Below are 22,573 nucleotides of genomic sequence, written 5' to 3'. Positions count from 1 at the left end.
GTACGAGCAGCCGGCTCGTCCCGGGCGCCGGCCCCGGGCACGGTCGGCGAAAGGATGCCCACCGTGACCACCCCGGAGACCGATCGGGTCAGCGATCAGCGAATCGAACGTGTCGTGCCGCTGACCACCCCCGCCCTGCTGCACCACGAGTTGCCCCTGGACGCCCCGCTCGCCTCGGCCGTGCTGACCGGCCGACGCGCGGTGGGTCGCGTGCTGGACCGCGAGGACGACCGCCTGCTGGTGGTGGTCGGTCCCTGCTCGGTGCACGACCCGGCCGCCGCCCTCGACTACGCCCAGCGGCTGCGCACCGCCGCCGACCGGCTCGCCGACGACCTGCTGATCGTCATGCGGGTCTACTTCGAGAAGCCCCGGTCAACCGTTGGTTGGAAGGGCCTCATCAACGACCCCGGGCTGGACGGCAGCGGAGACGTCAACACCGGCCTGCGGCGAGCCCGGGCACTGCTGCTCGACGTGCTGCGCCTCGGCCTGCCGGTCGGCTGCGAGTTCCTCGATCCGATCACGCCGCAGTACATCGCGGACACGGTGGCCTGGGGCGCGATCGGCGCCCGCACGGTGGAGAGCCAGGTGCACCGGCAGCTCTCGTCCGGCCTGTCCATGCCGATCGGCATGAAGAACCGCCCCGACGGCAGCATCGGCACGGCCGTCGACGCCATCCGGGCGGCCGGCGTACCGCACGTCTTCCCCGGCATCGACTTCTCCGGCACCCCGGCGATCATGCACACCCGCGGCAACACCGACGGGCACCTGGTGCTGCGCGGCGGGGGCGGCCGGCCCAACTACGACGCCGACTCGGTCGCCGGCGCGCTGGACCTGCTGCGGGCGGCCGGCCTGCCGGAGCGGCTGGTGATCGACGCCAGCCACGCCAACAGCGGCAAGGACCACCGTAACCAGCCGCTGGTCGCCGCGGACGTGGCCGCCCAGCTGGCCGCCGGTCAGCGTGGGATCACCGGCGTGATGCTGGAGTCGTTCCTGCTGCCCGGCCGCCAGGACCTCGACCCGACCCGTGAGCTGGTGTACGGCCGTTCGGTCACCGACGCCTGCCTCGGCTGGGACGAGACCGCGGACGTGCTCGACCACCTGGCCACCGCCGTGCGGGCCCGCCGGGCCACCGTGCCGGCCCCGGGCCTGACGGTGTGACGGCCGGCACGACGGGGCACGGAACACGGACGGGCGGCACCTGGTTAACTGAGGTGTCGGTGTGTCCAGTGTCCCCGGGCCTCACCTAAATTGCCCTCGCGGAATACCGTTCGGCTGGAGCCGCGTCGTGCCACTCGCCGAGAGGCGACCTGCACACCGACACCAACGCCGCCCCCGGCCCACAAGGCCGGGGGCGGCGTTGTCTGTGGGGTGGACCACTGGCGTGACGTTTGACCGATTCCGGCCCGGGTAGCTGATCGGCGTGACCGACGACGCATCCGTGGCCGGCGAGCCGGACACCCGGGCCCTCGACGATCTGCTGGACGACATCTTCCGGGGTCAGGAGCGGGTCACCCAGGGGGAGATCTACCGCCGGGCGGTGGCCGCCGAGCTTCCGCCGGACCTGCTCGCCCGCATCGACGCGCTCCCCGAGGGCGAGTACTCGGTGGACGAGGCGAGCGACCTGCTGGGCGGCTCCGTCGCCTGAGCGACCGCAGAAGGGACACCGACATGACGCACCACGAGGATCACGAGGACAGGGTTCCGGCGCTGGGCCAGCCGCCGAAGGGCCGGGACACCACCCCCGAGCCGGACTTCGCGAACGAACACGACCGCACCGCGGTGGACCGGGACATCATCACCGGGGCCGACGAGGACGAACGGGAACCGGAGTCGCCGCACGGCTGGTCCGGCATGCAGCGCTGAGGCGTACGACGAGAGGGGGCCGGCATCTGCCGGCCCCCTCTGCGCGTCCGCTCGTCAGTCCTCGTCGTCGTGGCCGCCCTCCGCGGCCTGCTGGGCGGCCGCGTACGCCATCTGGAGGAAGTCGGACGCGGCGACCGCGGTGAGCGCCGTGGCCACCAGTCGGGTCAGCCGGGGCGCGAGCACCAAACCGCCGGTCAGCCCGGTGGCCACCCAGACCGCCAGGCAGAACGGGCAGCTGAGCAGCTCGCCGATGGCGTGCCGGGTGGGGCTGCCCGAGTCGCGGACCTGCTCCATCACCTCGCCGCTGCCGATCGGCCGGTCGTAGCGGGTGAACGGGGCCCGCAACGGGCTGGTCACGGCGTCCTTGGAGAGCAGGCGGCTGAGCTTGTGCGTGGCGATGGAGAGCAGCACCACGTCGGCCGGGGCGGGACGCTCGGGCACCGGCCGCCCGGTCGCCTTGACCAGGCCGGCGAGCACCCCGGTCACGCCGGCGTAGGTGCCCATCGCGGCCAGGTAGCCGCCGAGCGGCCGATGCTCGTGCGGCGCGTACGCGCGGCGTAGCCGTACCGCCTTCTCTCGCAGGCCAGTGTCGGTCACGCGGTCTCCTCCCAGGTCGTGGTGTGCGGGGGCGGGCGCCCGGTGCGGCCGGCGGCGGTCTCAGCCGGCCTGGAGGTTGTCCGCGACCTCGCGGATCAGGTTGGTCAGTGCCTCGTCGACGAGCTGGTCCGGGGCCGGCCCGTCGGACCCGTCGGCCAGGTCGAGCTGGATCCGGGCACCGCCGGAATCCGCCGGGTCCACCTGGATCTCCGCGGACCAGTGCGCGGCACCGTTCCAGCGGGCCCGCAGCTCCTCGCCGTTGATCTCGGCGGCTGGACTGCCGTCGCCGCGCAGTGCCTCCGGGAGCCAGGCCGAGGCGCGGGCGGGGTCGGTGGCCGTGTTGAAGACCACCTCGGGTGGCGCGGACATGCCGCGCACGGCGCGCGCCGGCATCACGCGTCCCGCAGGCGGCCGGGGTCGACCTCCCGGCCGGGGTGCCGGGCCAGGTACTCGGTCTCCAGTTCCGCCGTACGCCGCAGGTGGTTGGCGAGCGCCGAGTCGGCGGCGTGCCGCAGGGTGTCCAGCCGGGTCCGGTGCAGGCTGTGCATCTCGCGGATCAGATCCTCGTCGGTCAGCTCCGTCGGGTCGACGCCGAGCGTGTCGCCGTCGAGCGTGTCGCCGTCGAGTTCGGCGCCGGTCGGGTCGGCGAGGTGGTCGCCGCCCCACTCGGGCACCCGCTGCTCCGGGCTCATGTCCGTGCTGCCGCTGGACGCAAATCCGTCCTCGCGTACCGATCCGGTCATCATCGCCCCCCTGGTCTGGTTTGGGCTGGCGTCTAGACGGATGCCCACACCGGGTGACGCCAAACCCTCCCGGCCGCGCGACAACTACGACACCGTGTCGGAGACCGGCGTCGTTCCCGGTACCCTCGACGTCATGAGGTGGCTCTGGACCCCGGCGTGGATCGCACGTCACGTGGCCATGGTCGTGCTGGTCGTGGGCTTCCTCGGGCTGGGTTGGTGGCAGATCAGCCGGGCCACCGCCGGCAACAGTCTGAGCTGGGGGTACGCGGTCGAGTGGCCGATCTTCGCCGGCTTCGTGGTCTACGTGTGGTGGCGCGAGGTGAAGTTGGCCCGTCGGCGCGCGGCGGAGCCCGACGCCCCGCCGGCCGCACCGGCCACCGAGCCTGAGCCGGTCGTCACCGCCGGGTCCCGACCGGCGGTACGACGGCCGGTGCGGGTGTCCCGGGTGCCGGCCGGCGGCGAGGCCGTCGACGACTCGGACCTGGCCGCCTACAACCACTACCTGTCATGGTTGAACGCCAATCCGGGCGCCCGGCCCGGTGACTACCCCGGCTGAGGCCGGGCTCGGAAGGACGGACGAAGGTGGGCGCTGCCCTTACCCGATACCGCGTGATCGCCTGGATCGTGGGCGTCGTGCTGATCCTGCTGGTCGTGGTCGGTATGCCACTGAAGTACGGGTTCGACAACCCGGTCGTGGTGGAGACGGTCGGGCCGGCGCACGGCTTCCTCTACATGATCTACCTGGTGGCCGCCTTCGACCTGAGCCGTCGGGCCGACTGGCCGCTGAAGCGGATGCTGCTGGTGATGCTGGCCGGCACCGTGCCGTTCGTCTCGTTCTACGCCGAGCGTCGGGTCAGCGCCTGGGTGGCCGCCCCGCAGCAGGAGCGGACCCCGGAGCCGGCTCTCCCGCGCTGACGGTGAGCGGCCCACCCTGGGGCGAGTCGTCAACGGGTACGGATCCTCGACCGGGTCAGCGGTTCGGCCGCCACGGATTGGCGGAGGCGAGCGGGATCGACCCAGCCGCCGTACCGGTTGACCTCCCGCGCGCGCAGCAGCGCGCGGGTGACCTGCCCGAACTGCCGCTCATCGTCAGAACTGAACAGCAGCGTCTCGGCTCCCCGGCGCCACCCCCACAACTCGTACGGCGGCGGGCGCCACCGATCGCCGACCAGGGCGAGCGCCGCCGGTAGCAGGAACACCGCCCCGAGGATGAGGTACGCCCCGGCGGTCAGCCGTTGCAGGCCGCCGGTGAATCCGAGCAGCAGCCCGACGCCGCCGAGCATGCTGGCGGTGATGACGACGGCCCGGACGGCGATCCGGTCGTGCGGCCCTCTGGTGGTGCGGAGATGGGTCAGGTCGGCGACCCGGTAGCTGGTGCCGCCGACGGTGAACCGGTCGACGGTCACGACGATGCCGGGTCGGGCGTAGAGCAGGGTCGACCGGGCACCGGGCACCGTTCGCGGGGGTCGCGTCTTTGCGCCTTCACGATTCACGGTTCCTCCCGTGGGGCGGTTCGTCGGGTTGTCCCGCCGTTCCGGCATCGCTGCCTGCCGGCGGGAATCCCGGCTCCGGCCTTCATTGTGTTGGGGCACCGCCAGCTCACCAGGGCATTTACCGGCTCCCGACAGGTCACCCGCCCGGGGGACATCGCCAGGAAACAGCATCCATTTCAGCTTTTATCGGTTATGGAGCGCAGCTATCCGGCGGCATACGTCGGGAACGACGAAAGTCGCATATCCGTCAGTCGGTCACTAAGAGGACGCGAACCTCGCCCGGCGAGTGTCAGCAGCCACGAGGGAGTCACCGAGCGCACCCGCCCGACGCGCCACTTTGCCAACATTCGCCCCTGCTTAACTGCGCGTGGCACCCGTCCCGGGTTAGGTTGGGCGAGCCGGTCCGGCCCAGCGCCATCCACCCGGATGGCCCCGGCTGGTGCCGCCGAAGGCGTCAGCAGCCGACGGTGGCCCGTGGGAGAGGGGCATCGCGCTCTTGTCATCCCTGAGAAACCTGCTGCGTACCGTGGCGCTGGCCGGCATGTCGGCCGCGCTGATCGCCCCCTCGGCGGTGGCTCGCGCCGAACCGTCCCCCGCCGACCTGACCCGCCAGATCGAGGCGTCCTCGGGTGAGTTGGAGCGGGTCGTCGAGGCGTACAACAAGCTCCGCGAGGAGATCAAGACCAACGAGGCCGCGGTGGCCCGATTACAGGCCCGGATCGGCCCACTGGAACAGCAGGCCGAGCAGAGCCGGGCCGACGTCGCCGAGTTGGCGAGCACGGCGTACAAAAATGGCAGCCTGCGGACCGCGGACGCGCTGCTGCGTCCCGGTGGCTCGGCCGCGCTGCTGGATCGACTCGGCGCCCTCGACCAGCTGACCCGCCAACGGCAGGAGCGCATCTCCGGCTTCACCGCCAACCAGCGGCAGCTGCTCGACGAGAAGGCCCGCCTGGACGCCACGCTGACCCGGCAGGCCGCACAGGCCCGCCAACTGTCGACGGGCAAGAAGCAGATCGAGCAGGACCTGGCGAAGCTGTACGAGCTGCGCCGCCAGGCGTACGGCGCGGCCACCGAGCGACCCGAACCCAGGGCCGCGGCGACCGAGGCCAAGAACGTGCCCGCGGTGGCCGGTGGCGCCGGGGTCGCGGTGCGCTACGCGTTCGGCGCGTTGGGCAAGCCGTACATCTGGGCGAGCGACGGGCCAGACGGCTACGACTGTTCCGGGCTGACCTTGGCCGCGTGGCGGGCGGCCGGGAAGTCACTGCCGCACAACGCCCGGATGCAGTGGGGCGTGGTCACCCACATCAGCCGCGACGACCTGCGGCCGGGAGACCTGATCTTCTACAGCGGGCTCGGCCACGTCGCCCTCTACGTGGGCGACGGTCAGGCGATCGACGCACCGAGCCCCGGTCGCAACGTGCGCAAGCGCGCCATGGACATGATGCCGATCCAGGGCTACGGCCGGGTTCGGTAGCGCGAACGGCGAACGGCCGGCGTCCCCCTATCGGACGCCGGCCGTTCGCCGTCATTACTACCAGGTCAGGCCGCCTGCAGCCCCTCCGCCCGGGCCAGCTCACGGAGCCGGCCGAGGGCCTGGATCTCCAACTGCCGGATCCGCTCGCGGGACAGCGAGAACCGGGACGCGACCTCGGTCAGCGAGTGCTCCCGGCCGTCCTCCAGCCCGTAGCGGGCCCGCATGATGCCGGCCGACCGGTCGTCGAGGTGGTTGAGCAGCCCCTCGATGCGCTGCCGCTCCAGGCCGCTGAGGACGATGTCCTCCGGCGACGGCGCGTCGCTGTCGGCGACCAGGTCGCCGAGGTTCGTGTCGCCGTCGTCGCCGACCGGGGTGTCCAGCGAGACAGTGTCCTGCGACCAGCGGCGAAGCTCGTTGACGCGCTCGACGGTGACGCCGAGCGACGCGGCGATCTGCTCCGGCTCCGGGTCGCTGCCCAGCTCACGGGTGAGCTGCCGGGTCACGTTGCGCATCCGGTTGACGTCCTCCACCAGGTGCACCGGCAGACGGACGGTGCGCTCCTGCTGGGCGATCGCCCGGCTGATGGCCTGGCGGATCCACCAGGTGGCGTAGGTGGAGAACTTGTAGCCACGTTCGTAGTCGAACTTCTCGACCGCGCGGACGAGGCCGGTGTTGCCCTCCTGGATCAGGTCCAGCATGGGCATACCCGAGCGCACGTACCGGCGGGCGATCGACACGACCAGTCGCAGGTTGGCACGGATGAAGAGGTCCTTCGCCCGCTCGCCCTCGACGACCAGCCGATCCAGGTCGTCCCGGTCGACACCGGCGGGAACGGCATCCTCACCGAGCAGGTGCTCGGCGTAGAGGCCGGCCTCGATCGCCTTGGAGAGATCGACCTCCTTGGCGGCGTCCAGCAGTGGCGTCCGGGAGATCTCGTGCAGGTAGACGCCGACCAGGTCGCGCTCCTCGGCAACCTCGTCGGTTCGCATGCCGATGTTCTTGTCCACGTTGCCCACGGTCCCCTCGCTCGCGCCGGTTGCCCGGTTCCTTGCCATTCCCCACGTCTGTCAGCCCCTGGTAACTTCCGTTGTGCCCATCGGGGCTGACACCTACACAACAGATGAGACGTGTCGGGGATTCCATGTCGTGAGTCGAAAGTGTCACGAATGCCTGAGTAGTAGCTGAGAGCACGGTCCATGTTTGCTGTCAGCATCCCGCCGGGTGGCTCGCCGCTGGGCACCACGTACGGGTTGGCGGTCGACGAATCGCAGACCGCCCGCACCATGGCAACACCGCCCGCCGCGGGGGCACAGCGACCCGGGTCACCACCGTGGTGCGATCCTGGTCACTGTCAGACACGCACCGGTGGACCGGTCGGTTCATCCACGGGGTGTTATTACCCCCCGGCCAGATGAACAATCCGGAGCCCCGTTCGCTTCCCGTGGTGCGGAAGCGAGCAGGGCGAGCGCGCCGCGCACCTGGTCGGCTGAGCGGGCCAGGGCGGCCCGGGCGGCGTCGACCTCGGCGCCGGAGACCAGGGAGACCAGCGCGGTCTTCAGGTCGCCGTCGGCCTCGGTGAGGGCCCGCCGGGAGACCTCCTCGGAGCAACCGGTGGCCTCGACCAGGATCGAGATCATTCGTCCGCGAAGCTTCGCGTTGGTGGCCACCATATCGATCATGAGGTTCGAGTAGACCCGTCCCAGGCGCACCATGACGGCGGTCGAGAACGTGTTGAGCACCAACTTCTGCGCGGTGCCCGCCTTCATCCGGGTCGATCCGGTGACCACCTCGGGTCCGGTGTCCACCCCGATGAACACGTCGACCGACCGGGCCGCCTCCGCCTCCGGATTCGCGCAGAGGAGCACCGTCGAGGCACCCCTGGCGCGGGACGTGGCGAGCGCCCCGAGGACGTACGGGGTGCGCCCGCTGGCCGCCAGACCGACCACCAGGTCACCGGCGCGGACACACCCGGCGGCCTCCACCGCGCCGCCCCGGTCGTCGTCCTCGGCGTCCTCCACGGCCCGCCACATGGCGTCCGGACCGCCCGCCAGGTGGGCGCAGAACCAGTGCCGGGGGGAGTTGAAGGTGGGTGCGAGTTCGGCCGCGTCGAGGACGCCCAGCCGGCCGGAGGTGCCGGCGCCGAAGTAGTGCACCCGGTGGCCGCCGCGCAGCGCGTCGACCGCCAGATCGACCGTGGTGGCGATCTCGTCGAGCACCGCGGCGACCGCCGCGGGCACCCGCCGGTCGGCCTCGTTGATCACGGTGAGGACGTCCCGGGTCGACATCAGGTCGAGGTCGACGCTGAGCGGGTTACGCCGTTCGGTGGGGGCGCCCACCCGAACCGTCGGGCGGGCGGGCGGTGCGGGCTTGTCCTCGTCCGGCTCCACCGCACCGGCCGTCATGCCCGCCTCCGGTTGGCACCCACCCGGTGCGACTGGACCGCCTCGGCGGTCGCCTCGAGGGCCTTGCGGGCCCGGGACCGGTTGCGGGCGGCCACGCCGACGAAGAGGCAGTCGACCACGGTGAGCTGGGCGAGCCGGCTGGCGGTCGCGCCGGAGCGGTAGGTGGTCTCCCGGGCCGCGGTGGTCAGCACGAAGTCGGCGACCTCGGTGATCGGCGAGCGGGGGAAGTTGGTCAGCGCCACGGTGACGGCGCCGCGCGTCCGGGCCTGTTCCAGCACCTCGATGACGTCGGATGTGGTGCCGGTGTGCGAGATGCCCACCGCGACGTCGCCCCGGCCGAGGAGCGCGGCGGAGGTCAGCGCGGTGTGCACGTCCGGGAAGTAGAAGGCGATCCGGCCGATGCGGTGCAGCTTCTGCTGGAAGTCGGAGGCGACGAACCCGCTGGCACCGGCGCCGTAGATGTCGATCCGGCCGGCACCGCTGATCGCCTCGACCACCTGCTCACAGACGGCCGGGTCGAGTTGCTCGGCCGTCTCCTCGACCGCGCGGGCATCGTTGAACGCGATGGTGGCGATGATCTGGGCGAGGTCGGCGCCGGGTGGAATGTCGCCGCCGACCACCCGGGCGTCCGGCGGTTCGATGCGGCGGGCGGCCTCGGCGGCGAGCCGGATGCGCAGTTGCGGGTAGCCGTCCATGCCGACCGAGCGGCAGAACCGGATGACGGTCGCCTCCGATGTCTCGGCTGCGGTGGCGAGGTCGGTGATGGTCCGCCGGGCCGCGGCGGCCGGGTCGGACACGACCAGCCGGGCGACCCGCTGCTCGGCGGGCGACAGCGACGGCAACAGCCCGCTGATGTGGACGATCAGCCCACCGGGCTCGTGACTCGCAGAAATCTTCGGACTCTTCGCCACGGATGAAACTTACTTTCACGAGGCGTGAGCGTCAACCATGACTGTCTGTGGTGGGGGAAAGTGTCGCCGACCGGATTCACGCGTTGCGCACAGCCTCCCACTCCCGGAGGACCGCCGCCTCATCCACCGGGTCGAGTCCACCCTGCCGTACGGCGTCCGGCGACGATGCCATCCAGGACGCGGTCGCCCGAACGGTGTCGGACAACGGACGGACCGTCAGCCCCGCGTCCAGCGCCGGACGGACATCGCGGTCCATCAGGCCAGCCCACTCCGGCAGTCGCACCCAGAGCGGCAGCGCCCGCTCCCCCGACCACTCACGGACGTCGCGGGCCACCAGGAAGTCCTGCTCGACCCAGGTGAGGTGCGGTTCGGCGACACCCAGCCCGGCGGCCACGCCGCTCAGCAGATCGGCCCGGGACATCGCCGCGCCGATGCCGTCGTACGTACCAGCCAGGCGGGTGCCGGCGGCGTGCAGCAACCAGCCGGCGAGGTCGGCGACGTCCACGAACTGCACCCGGTCGGTGGGCCGTCCGGGCGCGAGCACCTCCCCACCGGTCGCCAGCCGACGCACCCAGTACGGGAAGCGGTCGCTCGGGTCCTCGGCACCGACGAGCAGCCCCGCCCGGCAGATGAACGAGCGGTCCTCGCCCATCCGCTCCCGGACCAGCCGCTCGATGCTGACCTTGCACTCCCCGTACCAGCGGTGGTCCGGGCCGACCGGAGCGTCCACATCCGACGGGGCGGGTGGCAGCACCGGCGCGTCCGCCACGGTCTGACCCGGCGTGGTGTTGTCGGCGTACACCGAGATGGTCGACACGAACGACCAGTGACCGACGTGGTCGGCCAGCGCGGTGAGCGCGTGCCGGGCGTGACTGACCTGGCGGGTCACGTCCACCACCGCGTCGACGCCGTCGCTGGCGAGCGACACCAGCGCCTCGGGGTCGTCGCGGTCGACCGGCACGAACCGTGCCCCGGCCGGCGCGACGCCGGACACGCCCCGGGCCGCGCAGGTCACCTCGTGGCCCTGCGCGACGGCGAGGTGAGCCACCGCCCGGCCGAGGAACCGGGTGCCACCGAGAATCAGGATCCGCATCCGCCGATCCTGCGCCGCCGGCGGGCGATTCGGCCAACCACTCTGCTCTGGGCAGAGCACCGGTCGGCCGACGAGCCGCCGGAGCGGGCGCTAGCGTGTGCCGCATGGCGGAGCGCAGCGTGGTCGTGACCGGAGGCACCGGCGGGCTCGGCGGGGCGGTCGTCGCCTCGTTCGTGGAGGCGGGCTGGCGGGTGGTCGTACCGCAGCGGGAAGCCCGGCCCGGGTCGGAGCCGGCGGCGGACGGGCTGGTCCGGGTCATCGCGGACCTGGCCGATCCGGCCGGCGCGGCGCGGGCCGTCGAGGCCGCCACCGGTGAGCCGGCGGCGCCGCTGCGGGCGGTGGTCAACCTGGTCGGGGGGTACGCCAGCGGCGGTCTGGTCCACGAGACACCGGTCGAGGAGTTCGAGCGGATGCTCACCGTCAACCTGCGGCCCACCTACCTGATCACCCAGGCCGCGCTGCCACACCTGGTGGCGGCCGGCGGCGGCGCGGTGGTCTGCGTCTCGGCCCGCGCGGCGGTCACCCCGTTCGCCGGAGCGGCCGGCTACGTCACCGCCAAGGCGGCGGTGCTGGCCTTCGCCAACGCCGTCGCGGTCGAGTACCGGTCCCGCGGCGTGCGCTGCAACACCGTGCTGCCCAGCGTCATCGACACGCCGGCGAACCGGGCCGCCCAGCCCACCGCCGACCACTCCCGCTGGGTCACCCCGGCCGAGATCGCGCCGGTGATCCGCTTCCTCGCGTCGCCGGAGTCCGCTCCGACCAGCGGCGCCACCGTTCCGGTCTACGGGCGGGCCTGAGCCACCAACGGGCCGGGGCCGCCGCGCGTCGGCAGATCCGACGGCGCCGACCTGGGGGGCGGCGGTTCGGACGGGGCCGGCACGGGCGGCGGCACGTCGGACGGTGGCCGGGTGAGGTCGGGGCGGGCACCCGACGGCAGCCAGGTCGCCAGGTGGGCCTGAATCTGCTCGGTCACCTCCTCGGCTGGGCGGCCCGCGTCCACCAGCACGAAGCTCGGGTACTCGGGCAGGGTCCGGTAGGCGGTGTCCGCCGCGGTCAGCCAGCTGATCGTCTCGTGGTCGGTGCCGCGCTCCTCGATGCGCCGGTACGCCTCCGCCGGGTCGACGGCCAGCAGGAACGTCACCTGCGGCGTCGGGAACAGCCGGTAGCCGGCCCGGGCGAGCCGCTCCCAACGGTGCCCGCCGTGCGCCCGGATGCTGGCGTACTGGCAGGCCGAGTAGCGGTCCATCACCGCCGTACGGCCGGTGAGCAGGCAGGTGAGCAGGGCGACGGCGATGGCGAGCCAGCGCAGCACGGACTCCACCGCCAGCACGCCGTCGCGCCCGACGAGCCGCTGGGCGTCCGGACGGCCGAGCCGGTTGGCGACCCGACCGAGCCACCGACGTCCGCTGGCGTTGCGGCGGTACGTGGCGGGACGACCGGCCGCGTTCAGCGCGTCGGCCAGCCGGTGTGCCTGCGTGGTCTTGCCCGAACCGTCGATGCCGATCAGGGCGACGGTGCGCAACCGGGCCCTGCCGCGTCGCATCCCCGATGATCTGGCCACCCTCGACAGGTTATCCGACCGACGCACGTGCTCCGCGAGGTTTCTTCCGCTTCATCCCGGTTGGCACCCTACCGCGACGCGGGCAGGTGTGGCCGACCGGAATGCCGGGTACCGGAGTTTCAAACCAACCGCCTGTCCACCAACACGACCGACGGGAGATCCAGATGGCTGAGCGCGGGGACGAGAGTCTGGTGCACACCCTCAAGAAGGTCGCCGCCGTGCTCAAGCAGTCCGAGATCCCGTTCGCCCTGGGCGGCAGCTTCGCCGTGTACGCCCACGGCGGCCACTCCAGCGACCACGACGTCGACTTCCTCATCCGGGAGGCCGACGTGGAGCGGTCCCTCGAGGCCCTGGTGGCCGCCGGCTTCATCGCCGAGCGCCCCCCGGAGGACTGGCTGGTGAAGGTCTTCGACGACGGACGGATGGTGGATCTGATCCACCGGCCGATCGAGACGCCGGTGACCGAGGAGACGTTCGCCGACACGGTCGTCCGGCCGGTGGACGCGATTCACATGCCGGTCCTGTCCGCCACCCAGTTGATGGTGCACAAGCTGCTGAGCTTCTCGCAGCACTACTGCGACTTCGCCCGCGGCCTGCCACTGGCCCGGTCGCTACGGGAGCAGATCGACTGGGAACGGGTACGCAAGGAGACGCAGCACTCGCCGTACGCCGAGGCGTTCCTGGTGCTGCTGGACCGGCTGGAGGTGGTGCCGACGGCCGGCACCCCGGCAGGAGAGGGGACATCGTGACCCACCATCGCGACATCGGCGCCGGGCCACCGGACGAGTACGTCGAAGCCGAGATCCAGCGACTGCTCGCCGAGGACCCCGCCGTCGCCGAGCAGGGGATCACCGTGGTCCGCCGGGAACGCGCCATCGTGCTCTACGGCGAGGTGGAGAGCCCGCACCGGCGGGAGGAGATCCTGCGCCGCGTGTCCGAGCGCTTCCCGGACGTGCCGATCACCAGCGACATCGGTGTGATCCGCGCCCAGGCGCCCACGGAGATCGAGCAACTGCCCTGAAGGAGGTTCCATGGTGATCCGGATCGCCGCCGTGGGCGACGTGCATCTGGACGAGGACGTCGTCGGCCGGTTCCGTCCCGCGTTGGAGGAGCTGCCGGAGTGCGCCGACGTGCTGCTGCTGGCCGGGGACCTGACCCGGCACGGCACCGAGGCCGAGGCGCGCTGCGTGGCACAGGAGTTCGGTGGGTTGGCCGTGCCGGTGGTGACCGTGCTCGGCAACCACGACCACCAGTGTGACCAGGTGCCACAGGTGGTCAAGGTGCTCGAGGACGCGGGCATCACGGTGCTGGAGGGCAACGGCGTGGTGCTGGACTGCGCGGGCGGGCGGCTGGGCATCGCCGGGGTCAAGGGCTTCGGCGGCGGGTTCGCCGGGCGCTGCGCCAGTGACTTCGGCGAGCCGGAGATGAAGGCGTTCGTCCGGACCACCAACGACAGCGCCGACCGCCTCGGCACGGCGCTCCGTTCGCTGGACTGCGACATGCTCGTCGCGCTCACCCACTACTCCCCCGTGCCGGACACGCTGGCCGGGGAGCCGCTGGAGATCTATCCGTTCCTCGGGTCGTACCAGCTGGGGCAGGCGATCGACTCGGCGCACACGGCGCTCGCCCTGCACGGGCACGCGCACGCCGGGACCGAGCGTGGCACCACCCCTGGAGGTGTCCGCGTCCGCAACGTCGCCCACCCCGTGATCAAGCAGGCGTACAGCGTCTTCCACGTCGGCGATCAACTTGATACCGACCAGGTTTCCCCGATCGGCCAGTCGGGTAGTCAGAGGTCATGGAGCTGATTCTCTGGATTCTCGCAGTCGTACTCGTGGTCGCCGGCATCCTCGCGCTGTTCCGCCGGCAGATCCTGTGGGGCATCGTCCTCATCGTTGTCGGGCTGTTGGTCGGCCCGGGTGGTGTCAGCATCTTCAATTGACGTTCGAACATCCGCACGACACCGGGACCCGTCGGGGTCGCCGCGACCGGAGCTTCGTCCTCCCGACAGAAGCACCGGCCGCAGCGGCCCCGGCGCTTTTTTGTGCGCGGGTTTGAGCAGTAGCCGCCGGGAAATATCTCGACCATGGAGAGATCTCAGGACGGGGCGACCGCCTCCGGCCGGCGCTCGTGGTGGGCCCTCGCCGGCTTCGCGGCGGCGGTCTTCGTCGCGGCCGCGATCGGTGGCCTGGGGGTCCAGGGCACCAGCGACGAGTACGCGAGCCTGCGGCAGCCCGACTGGGCACCGCCCTCGTGGCTGTTCGGCCCGGTCTGGACGCTGCTCTACGCGCTGATCGCGGTGGCCGGCTGGCTGGTGTGGCGACGGGTCGGCTTCGCCGGCGCCCTCTGGGCGTGGACCGCCCAACTGGTGCTCAACGCGATCTGGACCCCGGCGTCGCCGCCCGCCGGGGACCGTGGTCGTCAGCCGGTCAGCAGCGGGGCACGTTCGGGAGGTAGCCGTCGTACCCGGTGTAGACGTACGCGTCGGCGATGTAGCGCCCGGTGCCGATCCGGTCCCAGATCGAGCTGGTGCCGTACGTGCCGGTGACCGTCGTGCCGCTGGTCTGGCAGGCGATGGTCACCCGGGTGCCGTCGGCGACGGTGCCCACCGAGGCGTACCCGGTGCCGGGGCCGGAGCGGACGGTCAACGCCGTGCCGCTGGTGTCGACCGTGCCGTTGCCGCTGCCCGAGGAGCACCCGTTGTCGCTGGTGTAGGTCTTGGTGCCCCAGTACAGGCCGAGGGTGCCGTTGAAGCGGACCTGGATGTCGCTGCCGTTGAGGCGCTGCTCGTAGTGCAGGTGGGGGCCGGTCGATCCGCCGGTGCTGCCCACCCAGCCGAGCACCTTGCCGTAGCCGACCGTCTGCCCCACCGAGACGTTGAAGCCGTTGAGGTGTGCGTAGTAGGTGCTGTAACCGCCACCATGGTTGATTCGGACATATTTGCCATAGCTCGTGTCACCGAGGTCGGTCACCCGGTCGACCGTGCCGGGTGCGCTGGCGACCACCGGGTCGCCGAGGTCGTCGGTGCGGTTGAAGTCGACGGCGTATGCCGGGCTGTGGTCCGACCGGGTCTGCCCGGACCAGGACTGGCCGCACGGGAACGGCACCTTGAAGGTCGGTGCGGCGAGCGCGGGGCTCGCGGGCACGAGCGCTCCCCCGACGAGTAGACCGGTCACCAGCAGGCTGATCCACCGCTTGCGCATACAGCTCCTCCTATGTCGAAAACCTTCGATGTGGCTGCCTCAGCCTGACAGATATCGTCATTCTTCGAAAGAGTCGGCGATCCGGCCCGGGAACGCGCCCACCAGGCAGCCCGGAGGTTTCCGGATTGTTACTCGCTCGTGTCTGACAGGGGGTGGACCGGACCGGATGCAAGCGCTTACATGTGTGCACGCCCAATCGGACCGGCGACGGGTCACCAGCACGACCGCGCCGGCTAGGAAGGAGGACGGCATGGCGGTCTTTACCAGACCACGCCAGGCCTTCGTGATCGCCGGTGCACTCGGGCTGGCGCTCAGCGCCACCGCTTGCGGTACCGGCGACGACAAGAAGAGTGACAAGGCGGGCTCCGCGGAGTGTGCCGCATACGAGAAGTACCAGGGCAACGACGGCAAGAAGGTCTCCATCTACGCGTCCATCCGGGACGCGGAGGCCGACCTGCTGGAGCGGTCGTGGTCGCAGTTCACGGACTGCACCGGAATCGAGATCGCCTACGAGGGCAGCGGCGAGTTCGAGGCGCAGCTCCCCGTCCGGGTCGACGGCGGCAACGCCCCCGACATCGCCTTCGTGCCCCAGCCGGGCCTCGTGAAGCGCTTCGCGGACGCCGGCAAGCTGAAGGCCCTCAGCGCCGACACCAAGGCCCTGGCCGAGCAGAACATGCCGGCCGACTGGCTGAAGTACGGCACCGTCAACGGAACGCTCTACGGCGTGCCGCTCGGCGCCAACGTGAAGTCCTTCGTCTGGTACTCCCCGAAGACCTTCAAGGAGAAGGGCTGGGAGGTTCCGACCACCTGGGACCAGCTCATCGCCCTGAGCGACAAGATCGCTGCCAGCGGCATGAAGCCGTGGTGCGTGGGCGTCGAGTCCGGTGACGCCACCGGCTGGCCGGCCACCGACTGGATCGAGGACGTGATCCTGCGTACCCAGGGCCCCGAGGTCTACGACCAGTGGACCACCCACGCCATCCCGTTCAACGACCCGAAGATCGTCGACGCGGTCGACCGCGCCGGCGCCATCCTCAAGAACGAGAAGTACGTCAACGGCGGCTTCGGCGGCGTCAAGAGCATCACCACCACCTCCTTCCAGGAGGCGGGCGTACCGGTCACCACCGGCAAGTGCGCGATGCACCGGCAGGCGTCCTTCTACGCCAACCAGTTCCCCGAAGGCACCAAGGTGGCCCCGGACGGCGACGCGTTCGCGTTCTATTTCCCCGCCATCGATCCCGCCAAGGGCAAGCCGGTCCTCGGCGCTGGCGAGTTCGTCGTCGCCTACGCCGACCGTCCCGAGGTGCAGGCGGTACAGACCTACCTCGCCTCGGCCGAGTACGTGAACAGCCGCGCGAAGCTCGGCAACTGGGTCACGGCGAACAACAAGCTGGACATCGCCAACGTCGCCAGCCCGGTCGACAAGCTCTCCGTCCAGATCCTCCAGGACAAGAGCGGCACCTTCCGCTTCGACGGATCCGACCTGATGCCGGCAGCCGTCGGCGCGGGAACGTTCTGGAAGGGCATGGTCGAATGGCTGAACGGCAAGCAGACCGCCCCGGTGCTCCAGGGCATCGAAAGCAGCTGGCCTAAGTGATCCCGGCGGTGGCCCGGCCCGCGTTCGCGGGCCGGGCCACCGGCCGAGGTGGACCCGATAGGGAGGGTTGATGGGGTTCGACTTCGCCGATGAGCAGCCAAAGCTCCTCATGCTGATGTACGGGCTGGTTGCCTTCGTTGTGGTGGTGGGTGGCCTGCTCCTGCTACTCGACGTCGTACCGGCCTGGTTCGCCCGGCGGCGGGAGGCCCAGCTCGTCGCCGCCTCCGTCAGCGGCACGCCGCTGGCCCGCCGGCCCAAACAGCGGGAAGGGCTCTTCGCGCTCTTCTTCCTGCTGCCGACACTGCTTCTGCTCGTCATCGGCCTCGTCGTGCCGGCCATCCGCACCACGCTGCTCTCCCTGATGGACGGGAGCAGCAGCAACTGGGTGGGGCTGCGCAACTACGGCTGGATGTTCTCCGACAGCTCGATCGTCCGGGTCCTGATCAACACGCTGGTCTGGGTGCTCCTGGTCCCGCTGGTGGCAACCGGGTTCGGTCTCACCTACGCCATCCTCGTGGACAAGGCCCGGTTCGAGGCGGTGGCCAAGTCACTGATCTTCCTGCCGATGGCCATCTCCTTCGTCGGCGCCAGCATCATCTGGAAGTTCGTCTACGCCTACCGCGGTGAAGGCGACCAGATCGGTCTGCTCAACCAGATGGTCGTGAGCCTCGGCGGCGAGCCGAAGCAGTGGCTGTTGGAATCACCCCTGAACACGCTGCTGCTGATCGTCATCATGGTGTGGATCCAGGCCGGTTTCGCCATGGTGGTGCTCTCCGCCGCGATCAAGGCGATCCCCGGCGACATCGTCGAAGCCGCCCGGCTCGACGGCGTCAGCCCGTGGCAGATGTTCTGGCAGATCACCATGCCGAGCATCCGGCCGGCGCTGATCGTCGTGGTGGTGACACTCACGATCGCCACGCTCAAGGTCTTCGACATCGTCCGGACCTCGACCAACGGCAACTACGACACCAGCGTGATCGCCAGCGAGATGTACAACCAGGCGTTCCGGTACGGCCAGAACGGGCAGGGCTCCGCGCTCGCGGTCTTCCTCTTCATCCTGGTCATCCCGGTCGTGATCTACCAGATCCGCAACCTCCGTCAACAGCGGGAGGGCTGAGATGACGACCGCAACGCCGACCGTCGCCGCCGGCGCCCAGAAGACCGCCGGCACCCCGCCCACCACCGCCGGTCGGGTCCGCAAACGCTTGAACAGCCGTACCGCGACGCTCGTCTCGATCGTCATCGCGGTGGTCTGGACCATCCCGACCTTCGGTCTGTTCATCTCCTCCATCCGGCCCGAGGACGACATCAAGACGACCGGTTGGTGGACCGCGTTCACCAACCCGCAGTTCACGCTGGAGAACTACCAGCAGGTGCTGTTCGGACGGTCGTCGTCCTCCGGGCAGCTCGCCAGCTACTTCATCAACTCGCTGGCGATCACCATCCCCTCGGTGCTCTTCCCGCTCGCCTTCGCGGCCCTGGCCGCGTACGCGCTGGCGTGGATCAACTTCCGGGGTCGGGACTGGCTCTACATCGCGATCTTCGCGTTGCAGATCGTCCCGCTGCAGATGGCGCTGGTGCCGCTGCTGAAGTTCTTCTCCACCGGCGTCACCCTCGGCGGCATCACCCTGATGCCCGCCTGGGATCTGGTCGACGAGCAGAAGTTCGCACAGGTGTGGTTCGCGCACACCTGCTTCGCGCTTCCGTTCGCGGTCTTCCTGCTGCACAACTTCGTCTCGCAGCTCCCGGGGGACCTGATGGAGGCGGCCCGGGTCGACGGCGCCACCCACCCGAAGATCTTCCGAACCATCGTGCTGCCGCTGATCACCCCGGCGCTGGCCGCGTTCGGCATCTTCCAGTTCCTCTGGGTCTGGAACGACCTGCTGGTGGCGCTGATCTTCGCCGGTGGCGGCAACGAGACCGCCCCGCTCACCGTCCGGCTGGCTGAGATGGCCGGCACCCGGGGCAACGAGTGGCAGCGGTTGACCGCCGGAGCGTTCGTCTCGATCGTCGTACCCCTCGTTGTTTTCCTGTCCCTGCAGCGTTTCTTCGTGCGAGGTCTGCTCGCCGGCAGCGTCAAGGGCTGACCCGCTTGCCCGCCGCCGCCTGGCCCTCGGGCGGCGGCGGGCGCCGGGCACCGAGCGGGGGAACCGTGACCAGGATTGATGATGTCGCCCGGCTGGCCGGGGTCTCCACGGCCACCGTCTCGCGGGCGATGCGCGGACTGCCGACGGTCTCGGCCGCCACCCGGCGCAGGGTGCTCGCCGCCGCCGAGCAACTCAACTACGAGGTGTCGCCGAGCGCGTCGCGGCTCGCCGGCGGCCGGACCGGCACGGTGGCGGTGGTGGTCCCCCGGATCACCCGCTGGTTCTTCAGCACCGTCGTCGAGGCGGTCGAGGAGTACCTCCACGAGTCCGGCTACGACCTGTTGCTCTACAACCTGGGCGGCCGCGAACAGGTGCGCCAGCGGGTGCTGCGGACGGCCAACCTGCACAAGCGGGTCGACGCCGTGATGCTGGTCGCCACGCCGCTGCGGCCGGCCGACCTGACCGCGCTGGCCAACCTGGATCTGCCCGGCGTGACCATCAGCTCGGGCACCACGGTGCCCACTTGGCCGTGTGTGCGCATCGACGACATGGCCGCCGCGCGCACCGCCACCCGGCACCTGCTCGACCTCGGCCACCGCCGGATCGCACACATCTCCGGCGACCCCGACCAGCACTTCGTCTTCACCGCCCACGCCGATCGGCGCCGGGGCTACCAGGCGGAGCTACGGACGGCGGGTCTACGCCTCGACCCGAGCCTGGATATCGAGTCGTCATTCACCATCGACGGCGGCACCCGGGCCACCGCCGAGCTGCTGGCCCGAGGTACGCCACCGACCGCCATCGTCGCGGCGTCCGACGAGATGGCGATGGGCGCCATGGCCGCGCTGCGGGACGCCGGCCTACGGGTGCCGCAGGACGTCAGCGTCATCGGCATCGACGACCACGACCTGGCGGGAGTGCTCGGGCTCAGCACCGTCGCCCAGCCCGCCGCCGAGCAGGGTCGGCTGGCCGCGCGGATCCTCCTCGACCCACTCGGCGCCCGTACCCTCGGCCCGATCGTCGGGCAGCGCGGCACCGGTCGCGACACACCGGTGATCCTGCCCACTCGGTTGGTCGTCCGGGACTCCACCGCACCACCCCGGGCACCCTGACCCGGGGCACACTGGAACCTCAACCACAGCAAGACACGGGAGAAGACCCTGAACACCGATCCGACGCAGCAGACCTCCACCGGCTGGTGGACCGAGGCCGCCATCTACCAGATCTACCCCCGCTCGTTCGCTGACTCGGACGGCGACGGAATCGGTGACCTGCCCGGCATCACCGCCCGCCTCGACCACCTGGTCGAGCTGGGTGTGGACGCGGTGTGGCTCTCCCCCTTCTATCCGTCGCCGCAGGCCGACGCGGGCTACGACGTGGCCGACTACCGCGACATCGATCCGCTGTTCGGCACCCTCACCGACGCGGACAAGCTGATCGCCGAGGCCCGGTCCCGCAACCTGCGGGTGATCGTCGACCTCGTGCCCAACCACACGTCCTCGGCGCACCGCTGGTTCCAGGCGGCGCTGGCCGCCGCCCCCGGCAGCCCGCAACGGGCCCGGTACATCTTCCGGGACGGCCTGGGCCCGGACGGCGACCAGCCGCCGAACGACTGGCAGAGCGTCTTCGGCGGTCCAGCCTGGACGCGCACGGTCGACCCGGACGGGCGACCCGGCCAGTGGTACCTGCACCTGTTCGACACCGGTCAGCCGGACCTCAACTGGGACAACCCGGAGGTGCACGCCGAGTTCCTGGACGTGCTGCGGTTCTGGCTGGACCGTGGTGTGGACGGCTTCCGGGTCGACGTCGCGCACGGCCTGGTCAAGCAGGCCGACCTGGCCGACTGGCAGGAGCCGCAGGAGATCCTCTCCGGCAACGAGGTGGACAAGCCCCGCCCGCCGATGTGGGACCAGGAGGGCGTGCACGAGATCTACCGGCAGTGGCGGCAGGTCCTGGACAGCTACGCCGGTGAGCGGGTGCTCGTCGCCGAGGCGTGGGTGGAACCGGCCGAGCGGCTGGCCCGCTACGTCCGCCCGGACGAGATGCACCAGGCGTTCAACTTCGAGTACCTGCTCGCCGCGTGGACCGCGCCGGCCCAGTACGCGGTGATCACCCGCTCGTTGGAGGCGACCGACTCGGTCGGCGCGCCCACCACCTGGGTGCTGTCCAACCACGACGTGGTGCGGCACGCGTCCCGGCTGGGCCTGCCGATCGGCGGCGGCCGACCCAACGGCATCGGCATCGGCGACCCGCAGCCGGACGCCGCGCTCGGCCTGCGCCGGGCCCGGGCAGCGACCCTGCTGATGCTGGCCCTGCCCGGTTCGGCGTACCTCTTCCAGGGCGAGGAGCTGGGGCTTCCCGAGCACACCACGCTGCCGGACGAGGCCCGGCAGGACCCGACCTGGGTGCGCAGTGGGCACACCCAACGCGGCCGCGACGGGTGCCGGGTGCCGATCCCGTGGGAGGCCGACGCCCCGTCGTACGGTTTCGGCCCGACCGACGCGAGCTGGCTGCCGCAGCCTTCGCTCTGGGCGGAGTACGCCCTGGACCGGCAGCGCGGCGTGCCCGGCTCGACGTACGAGCTGTACCGCACGGCGCTGCGGCTGCGCCGCGCCCACGGGCTGGGCCGCGGGACGTTGGAATGGCTGTCCTCCGGCGACGAGGTGCTGACCTTCCGCAACGGCGAGCTGACCGTGCTCACCAACTTCGGTGACGCCCCGGTGCCGGTCCCGGCCGGCGCCGAGGTGCTCGCCGCCAGTGCGCCCCTGGACGACAACGGCGCGGTCCCGGCCGACGTGACCGTCTGGCTGCGTGGCTGATCCCGCGCCGACCAGCCCGTCCCACCGAGCGGTACTCGTGGGCGGGCCGGTTGGCGTGGATCGGCCCGCTATGGAGCTGATGTCGTAAACGATTCACGCCCTCGCGCGCTGCATCTACCCATCAAGATCGCACTACATCAGGCTCACAGTCCCGGTGCCGCAGTTGCGCGGCGCCGCCGGAGCGTTTCGCGCCACGTAGACACTTGCCGTCCACCGCGATGGCGGCGCGGCGCGGCTGGTCAGTGAGGGCGGTGCGGTGCACGCGATGTTGTTCCCGTTCACCGACACCGTCCGGGTCAGCGGGGTGGACCACGGCGTGGCCCGCCACGGACATGAGCGATGCTGACACAGCGAGAACGACGCCTCTTGTGAATCTTGAAGCGTAGACAACTTCATGTTCCACAGGTGGCGTGCTCGCTTCTCATCCGAGCACCGCCCCCAGGGCAACAACAGCCCCGGCAGGACATTCGCGGACCACTCGGGGGCCCTGGCTGCGGGCCTGTCAGACGTAGATCAACGCCTCCGTCCTTAGCGAGTTGTTTTGGTCCGGAACTACGGGCGGACTCACAGGTCACCACCCATAGACTCAAAGGCATTCTTACGCAATCCGCACTGCGTCGTCGCAGGCCAGCATCCGGCAGGTTCAGACAGTCGAAGCATTTGTCTCTACGAGTTCGGCGAAAATCTCGGAGGGCTTCTTCCAATTGTGGATCTTACGGGGTCGGTCGTT

At 70.8% G+C, this 22,573-nt stretch carries 26 protein-coding genes and 1 pseudogene; 17 read left to right on the top strand and 10 right to left on the bottom strand.

The annotated features are described in order from the left end of the window. The first annotated feature begins 54 nt into the window (after positions 1–54). The 3 genes from AB0H52_RS25620 to AB0H52_RS25610 all read left to right on the top strand — a co-directional run bounded on the left by AB0H52_RS25620 (position 55) and on the right by AB0H52_RS25610 (position 1,863). Positions 55–1,158, top strand: coding sequence for a 3-deoxy-7-phosphoheptulonate synthase (locus AB0H52_RS25620; protein WP_151490615.1), 1,104 nt, complete (start codon positions 55–57; stop codon positions 1,156–1,158). Between the two features lie 262 nt (positions 1,159–1,420). After that, on the top strand, positions 1,421–1,645 hold the full coding sequence (locus tag AB0H52_RS25615) for a hypothetical protein (protein WP_278121152.1): 225 nt from the start codon (positions 1,421–1,423) through the stop codon (positions 1,643–1,645). 23 nt (positions 1,646–1,668) lie between these two features. Beyond that, positions 1,669–1,863: a hypothetical protein gene (locus tag AB0H52_RS25610; protein WP_151490613.1), complete on the top strand. Its 195-nt coding sequence runs from the start codon at positions 1,669–1,671 to the stop codon at positions 1,861–1,863. A gap of 54 nt (positions 1,864–1,917) precedes the next feature. Here AB0H52_RS25610 and AB0H52_RS25605 read toward each other — a convergent pair whose 3' ends face one another. From AB0H52_RS25605 to AB0H52_RS25595, 3 genes are read right to left on the bottom strand one after another with little or no spacing between them, the layout of a single operon-like run. Next, entirely contained in the window at positions 1,918–2,460 is a 543-nt protein-coding gene (locus tag AB0H52_RS25605) for a DUF1360 domain-containing protein (RefSeq protein ID WP_151490612.1), read from the bottom strand. Between the two features lie 60 nt (positions 2,461–2,520). Further along, positions 2,521–2,853, bottom strand: coding sequence for a hypothetical protein (locus AB0H52_RS25600; RefSeq protein ID WP_151490611.1), 333 nt, complete (start codon positions 2,851–2,853; stop codon positions 2,521–2,523). Further along, positions 2,853–3,206 (bottom strand): DUF6158 family protein, encoded by a 354-nt coding sequence (locus tag AB0H52_RS25595; RefSeq protein ID WP_151490610.1) that lies wholly within the window; start codon positions 3,204–3,206, stop codon positions 2,853–2,855. The genes AB0H52_RS25600 and AB0H52_RS25595 overlap by 1 nt, the downstream gene beginning before the upstream one ends. A gap of 130 nt (positions 3,207–3,336) precedes the next feature. On the opposite strand from AB0H52_RS25595, the gene AB0H52_RS25590 reads away from it, so the two are divergent. Both AB0H52_RS25590 and AB0H52_RS25585 read left to right on the top strand, forming a co-directional pair. Then, complete coding sequence (locus tag AB0H52_RS25590) at positions 3,337–3,759, top strand: hypothetical protein (protein ID WP_192580310.1); 423 nt, start codon at positions 3,337–3,339, stop codon at positions 3,757–3,759. A 26-nt stretch (positions 3,760–3,785) separates the two neighbouring features. Further along, entirely contained in the window at positions 3,786–4,118 is a 333-nt protein-coding gene (locus AB0H52_RS25585; protein WP_151490609.1) for a DUF3817 domain-containing protein, read from the top strand. Positions 4,119–4,147: 29 nt separating this feature from the next. Here the strand turns inward: AB0H52_RS25585 and AB0H52_RS25580 are convergent, their stop codons facing one another. Continuing rightward, complete coding sequence (locus AB0H52_RS25580) at positions 4,148–4,696, bottom strand: DUF6232 family protein (RefSeq protein ID WP_225854572.1); 549 nt, start codon at positions 4,694–4,696, stop codon at positions 4,148–4,150. A 496-nt stretch (positions 4,697–5,192) separates the two neighbouring features. Between AB0H52_RS25580 and AB0H52_RS25575 the strand changes: the two genes are divergently transcribed. Further along, complete coding sequence (locus AB0H52_RS25575) at positions 5,193–6,170, top strand: NlpC/P60 family protein (protein WP_357950540.1); 978 nt, start codon at positions 5,193–5,195, stop codon at positions 6,168–6,170. A gap of 65 nt (positions 6,171–6,235) precedes the next feature. Here the strand turns inward: AB0H52_RS25575 and AB0H52_RS25570 are convergent, their stop codons facing one another. The 4 genes from AB0H52_RS25570 to AB0H52_RS25555 form a co-directional block, all read right to left on the bottom strand. Continuing rightward, positions 6,236–7,225 (bottom strand): sigma-70 family RNA polymerase sigma factor, encoded by a 990-nt coding sequence (locus AB0H52_RS25570; RefSeq protein WP_151490607.1) that lies wholly within the window; start codon positions 7,223–7,225, stop codon positions 6,236–6,238. Positions 7,226–7,549: 324 nt separating this feature from the next. Continuing rightward, positions 7,550–8,572: an N-acetylmuramic acid 6-phosphate etherase gene (gene murQ / locus AB0H52_RS25565; RefSeq protein ID WP_225854571.1), complete on the bottom strand. Its 1,023-nt coding sequence runs from the start codon at positions 8,570–8,572 to the stop codon at positions 7,550–7,552. Further along, on the bottom strand, positions 8,569–9,483 hold the full coding sequence (locus AB0H52_RS25560; protein WP_151490606.1) for a MurR/RpiR family transcriptional regulator: 915 nt from the start codon (positions 9,481–9,483) through the stop codon (positions 8,569–8,571). Before AB0H52_RS25560 ends, murQ begins: the two co-directional genes overlap by 4 nt. 76 nt (positions 9,484–9,559) lie before the next feature. Next, on the bottom strand, positions 9,560–10,576 hold the full coding sequence (locus AB0H52_RS25555; protein WP_357950536.1) for an NAD-dependent epimerase/dehydratase family protein: 1,017 nt from the start codon (positions 10,574–10,576) through the stop codon (positions 9,560–9,562). A gap of 104 nt (positions 10,577–10,680) precedes the next feature. Here AB0H52_RS25555 and AB0H52_RS25550 point away from each other — a divergent pair, with 104 nt between their 5' ends. Next, on the top strand, positions 10,681–11,373 hold the full coding sequence (locus AB0H52_RS25550) for an SDR family NAD(P)-dependent oxidoreductase (RefSeq protein WP_278121136.1): 693 nt from the start codon (positions 10,681–10,683) through the stop codon (positions 11,371–11,373). On the opposite strand, the gene AB0H52_RS25545 is transcribed toward AB0H52_RS25550, so the two are convergent. Next, positions 11,358–12,119, bottom strand: a complete 762-nt coding sequence (locus AB0H52_RS25545; RefSeq protein WP_151490620.1) for a dTMP kinase — start codon at positions 12,117–12,119, stop codon at positions 11,358–11,360. The two genes, AB0H52_RS25550 and AB0H52_RS25545, sit on opposite strands and share 16 nt — an antisense overlap. Before the next feature lie 5 nt (positions 12,120–12,124). Between AB0H52_RS25545 and AB0H52_RS25540 the strand changes: the two genes are divergently transcribed. The 5 genes and pseudogenes from AB0H52_RS25540 to AB0H52_RS25520 form a co-directional block, all read left to right on the top strand. After that, positions 12,125–12,886, top strand: a complete 762-nt coding sequence (locus AB0H52_RS25540; RefSeq protein ID WP_357950533.1) for a nucleotidyltransferase family protein — start codon at positions 12,125–12,127, stop codon at positions 12,884–12,886. Then, a complete protein-coding gene (locus AB0H52_RS25535) occupies positions 12,883–13,158 on the top strand; it encodes a hypothetical protein (protein WP_151490602.1) in 276 nt (91 codons plus the stop codon). Before AB0H52_RS25540 ends, AB0H52_RS25535 begins: the two co-directional genes overlap by 4 nt. Positions 13,159–13,168: 10 nt before the next feature. Continuing rightward, positions 13,169–13,945, top strand: a complete 777-nt coding sequence (locus AB0H52_RS25530) for a metallophosphoesterase (protein WP_357950530.1) — start codon at positions 13,169–13,171, stop codon at positions 13,943–13,945. Continuing rightward, positions 13,936–14,079, top strand: coding sequence for a GPGG-motif small membrane protein (locus AB0H52_RS25525; RefSeq protein WP_007464364.1), 144 nt, complete (start codon positions 13,936–13,938; stop codon positions 14,077–14,079). The genes AB0H52_RS25530 and AB0H52_RS25525 overlap by 10 nt, the downstream gene beginning before the upstream one ends. A 144-nt stretch (positions 14,080–14,223) precedes the next feature. Next, positions 14,224–14,529 (top strand): annotated as a pseudogene (locus tag AB0H52_RS25520) (TspO/MBR family protein); the annotation flags it as partial. Positions 14,530–14,566: 37 nt separating this feature from the next. On the opposite strand, the gene AB0H52_RS25515 reads toward AB0H52_RS25520, so the two are convergent. Further along, on the bottom strand, positions 14,567–15,340 hold the full coding sequence (locus AB0H52_RS25515; protein ID WP_151490599.1) for a M23 family metallopeptidase: 774 nt from the start codon (positions 15,338–15,340) through the stop codon (positions 14,567–14,569). Positions 15,341–15,590: 250 nt separating this feature from the next. Between AB0H52_RS25515 and AB0H52_RS25510 the strand changes: the two genes are divergently transcribed. The 5 genes from AB0H52_RS25510 (at position 15,591) to AB0H52_RS25490 (ending at position 21,843) form a co-directional block, all read left to right on the top strand. Beyond that, on the top strand, positions 15,591–16,937 hold the full coding sequence (locus AB0H52_RS25510; protein WP_151490598.1) for an ABC transporter substrate-binding protein: 1,347 nt from the start codon (positions 15,591–15,593) through the stop codon (positions 16,935–16,937). A 70-nt stretch (positions 16,938–17,007) separates the two neighbouring features. Continuing rightward, entirely contained in the window at positions 17,008–18,054 is a 1,047-nt protein-coding gene (locus AB0H52_RS25505; protein ID WP_151490597.1) for a sugar ABC transporter permease, read from the top strand. A gap of 1 nt (position 18,055) precedes the next feature. Then, the gene (locus AB0H52_RS25500) at positions 18,056–19,024 is read left to right on the top strand and encodes a carbohydrate ABC transporter permease (RefSeq protein WP_357950525.1); all 969 of its coding nucleotides are present in this window, start codon (positions 18,056–18,058) and stop codon (positions 19,022–19,024) included. 65 nt (positions 19,025–19,089) lie between these two features. Continuing rightward, positions 19,090–20,136: a LacI family DNA-binding transcriptional regulator gene (locus AB0H52_RS25495; protein ID WP_151490595.1), complete on the top strand. Its 1,047-nt coding sequence runs from the start codon at positions 19,090–19,092 to the stop codon at positions 20,134–20,136. A 48-nt stretch (positions 20,137–20,184) separates the two neighbouring features. Continuing rightward, the gene (locus AB0H52_RS25490) at positions 20,185–21,843 is read left to right on the top strand and encodes a glycoside hydrolase family 13 protein (RefSeq protein WP_151490594.1); all 1,659 of its coding nucleotides are present in this window, start codon (positions 20,185–20,187) and stop codon (positions 21,841–21,843) included. Positions 21,844–22,573: the final 730 nt, after the last annotated feature.

The organism is Micromonospora sp. NPDC050695 (genome assembly GCF_040654415.1).
GTDB lineage: Bacteria > Actinomycetota > Actinomycetes > Mycobacteriales > Micromonosporaceae > Micromonospora.
This window is presented reverse-complemented; position numbering and strand designations above follow the sequence as displayed.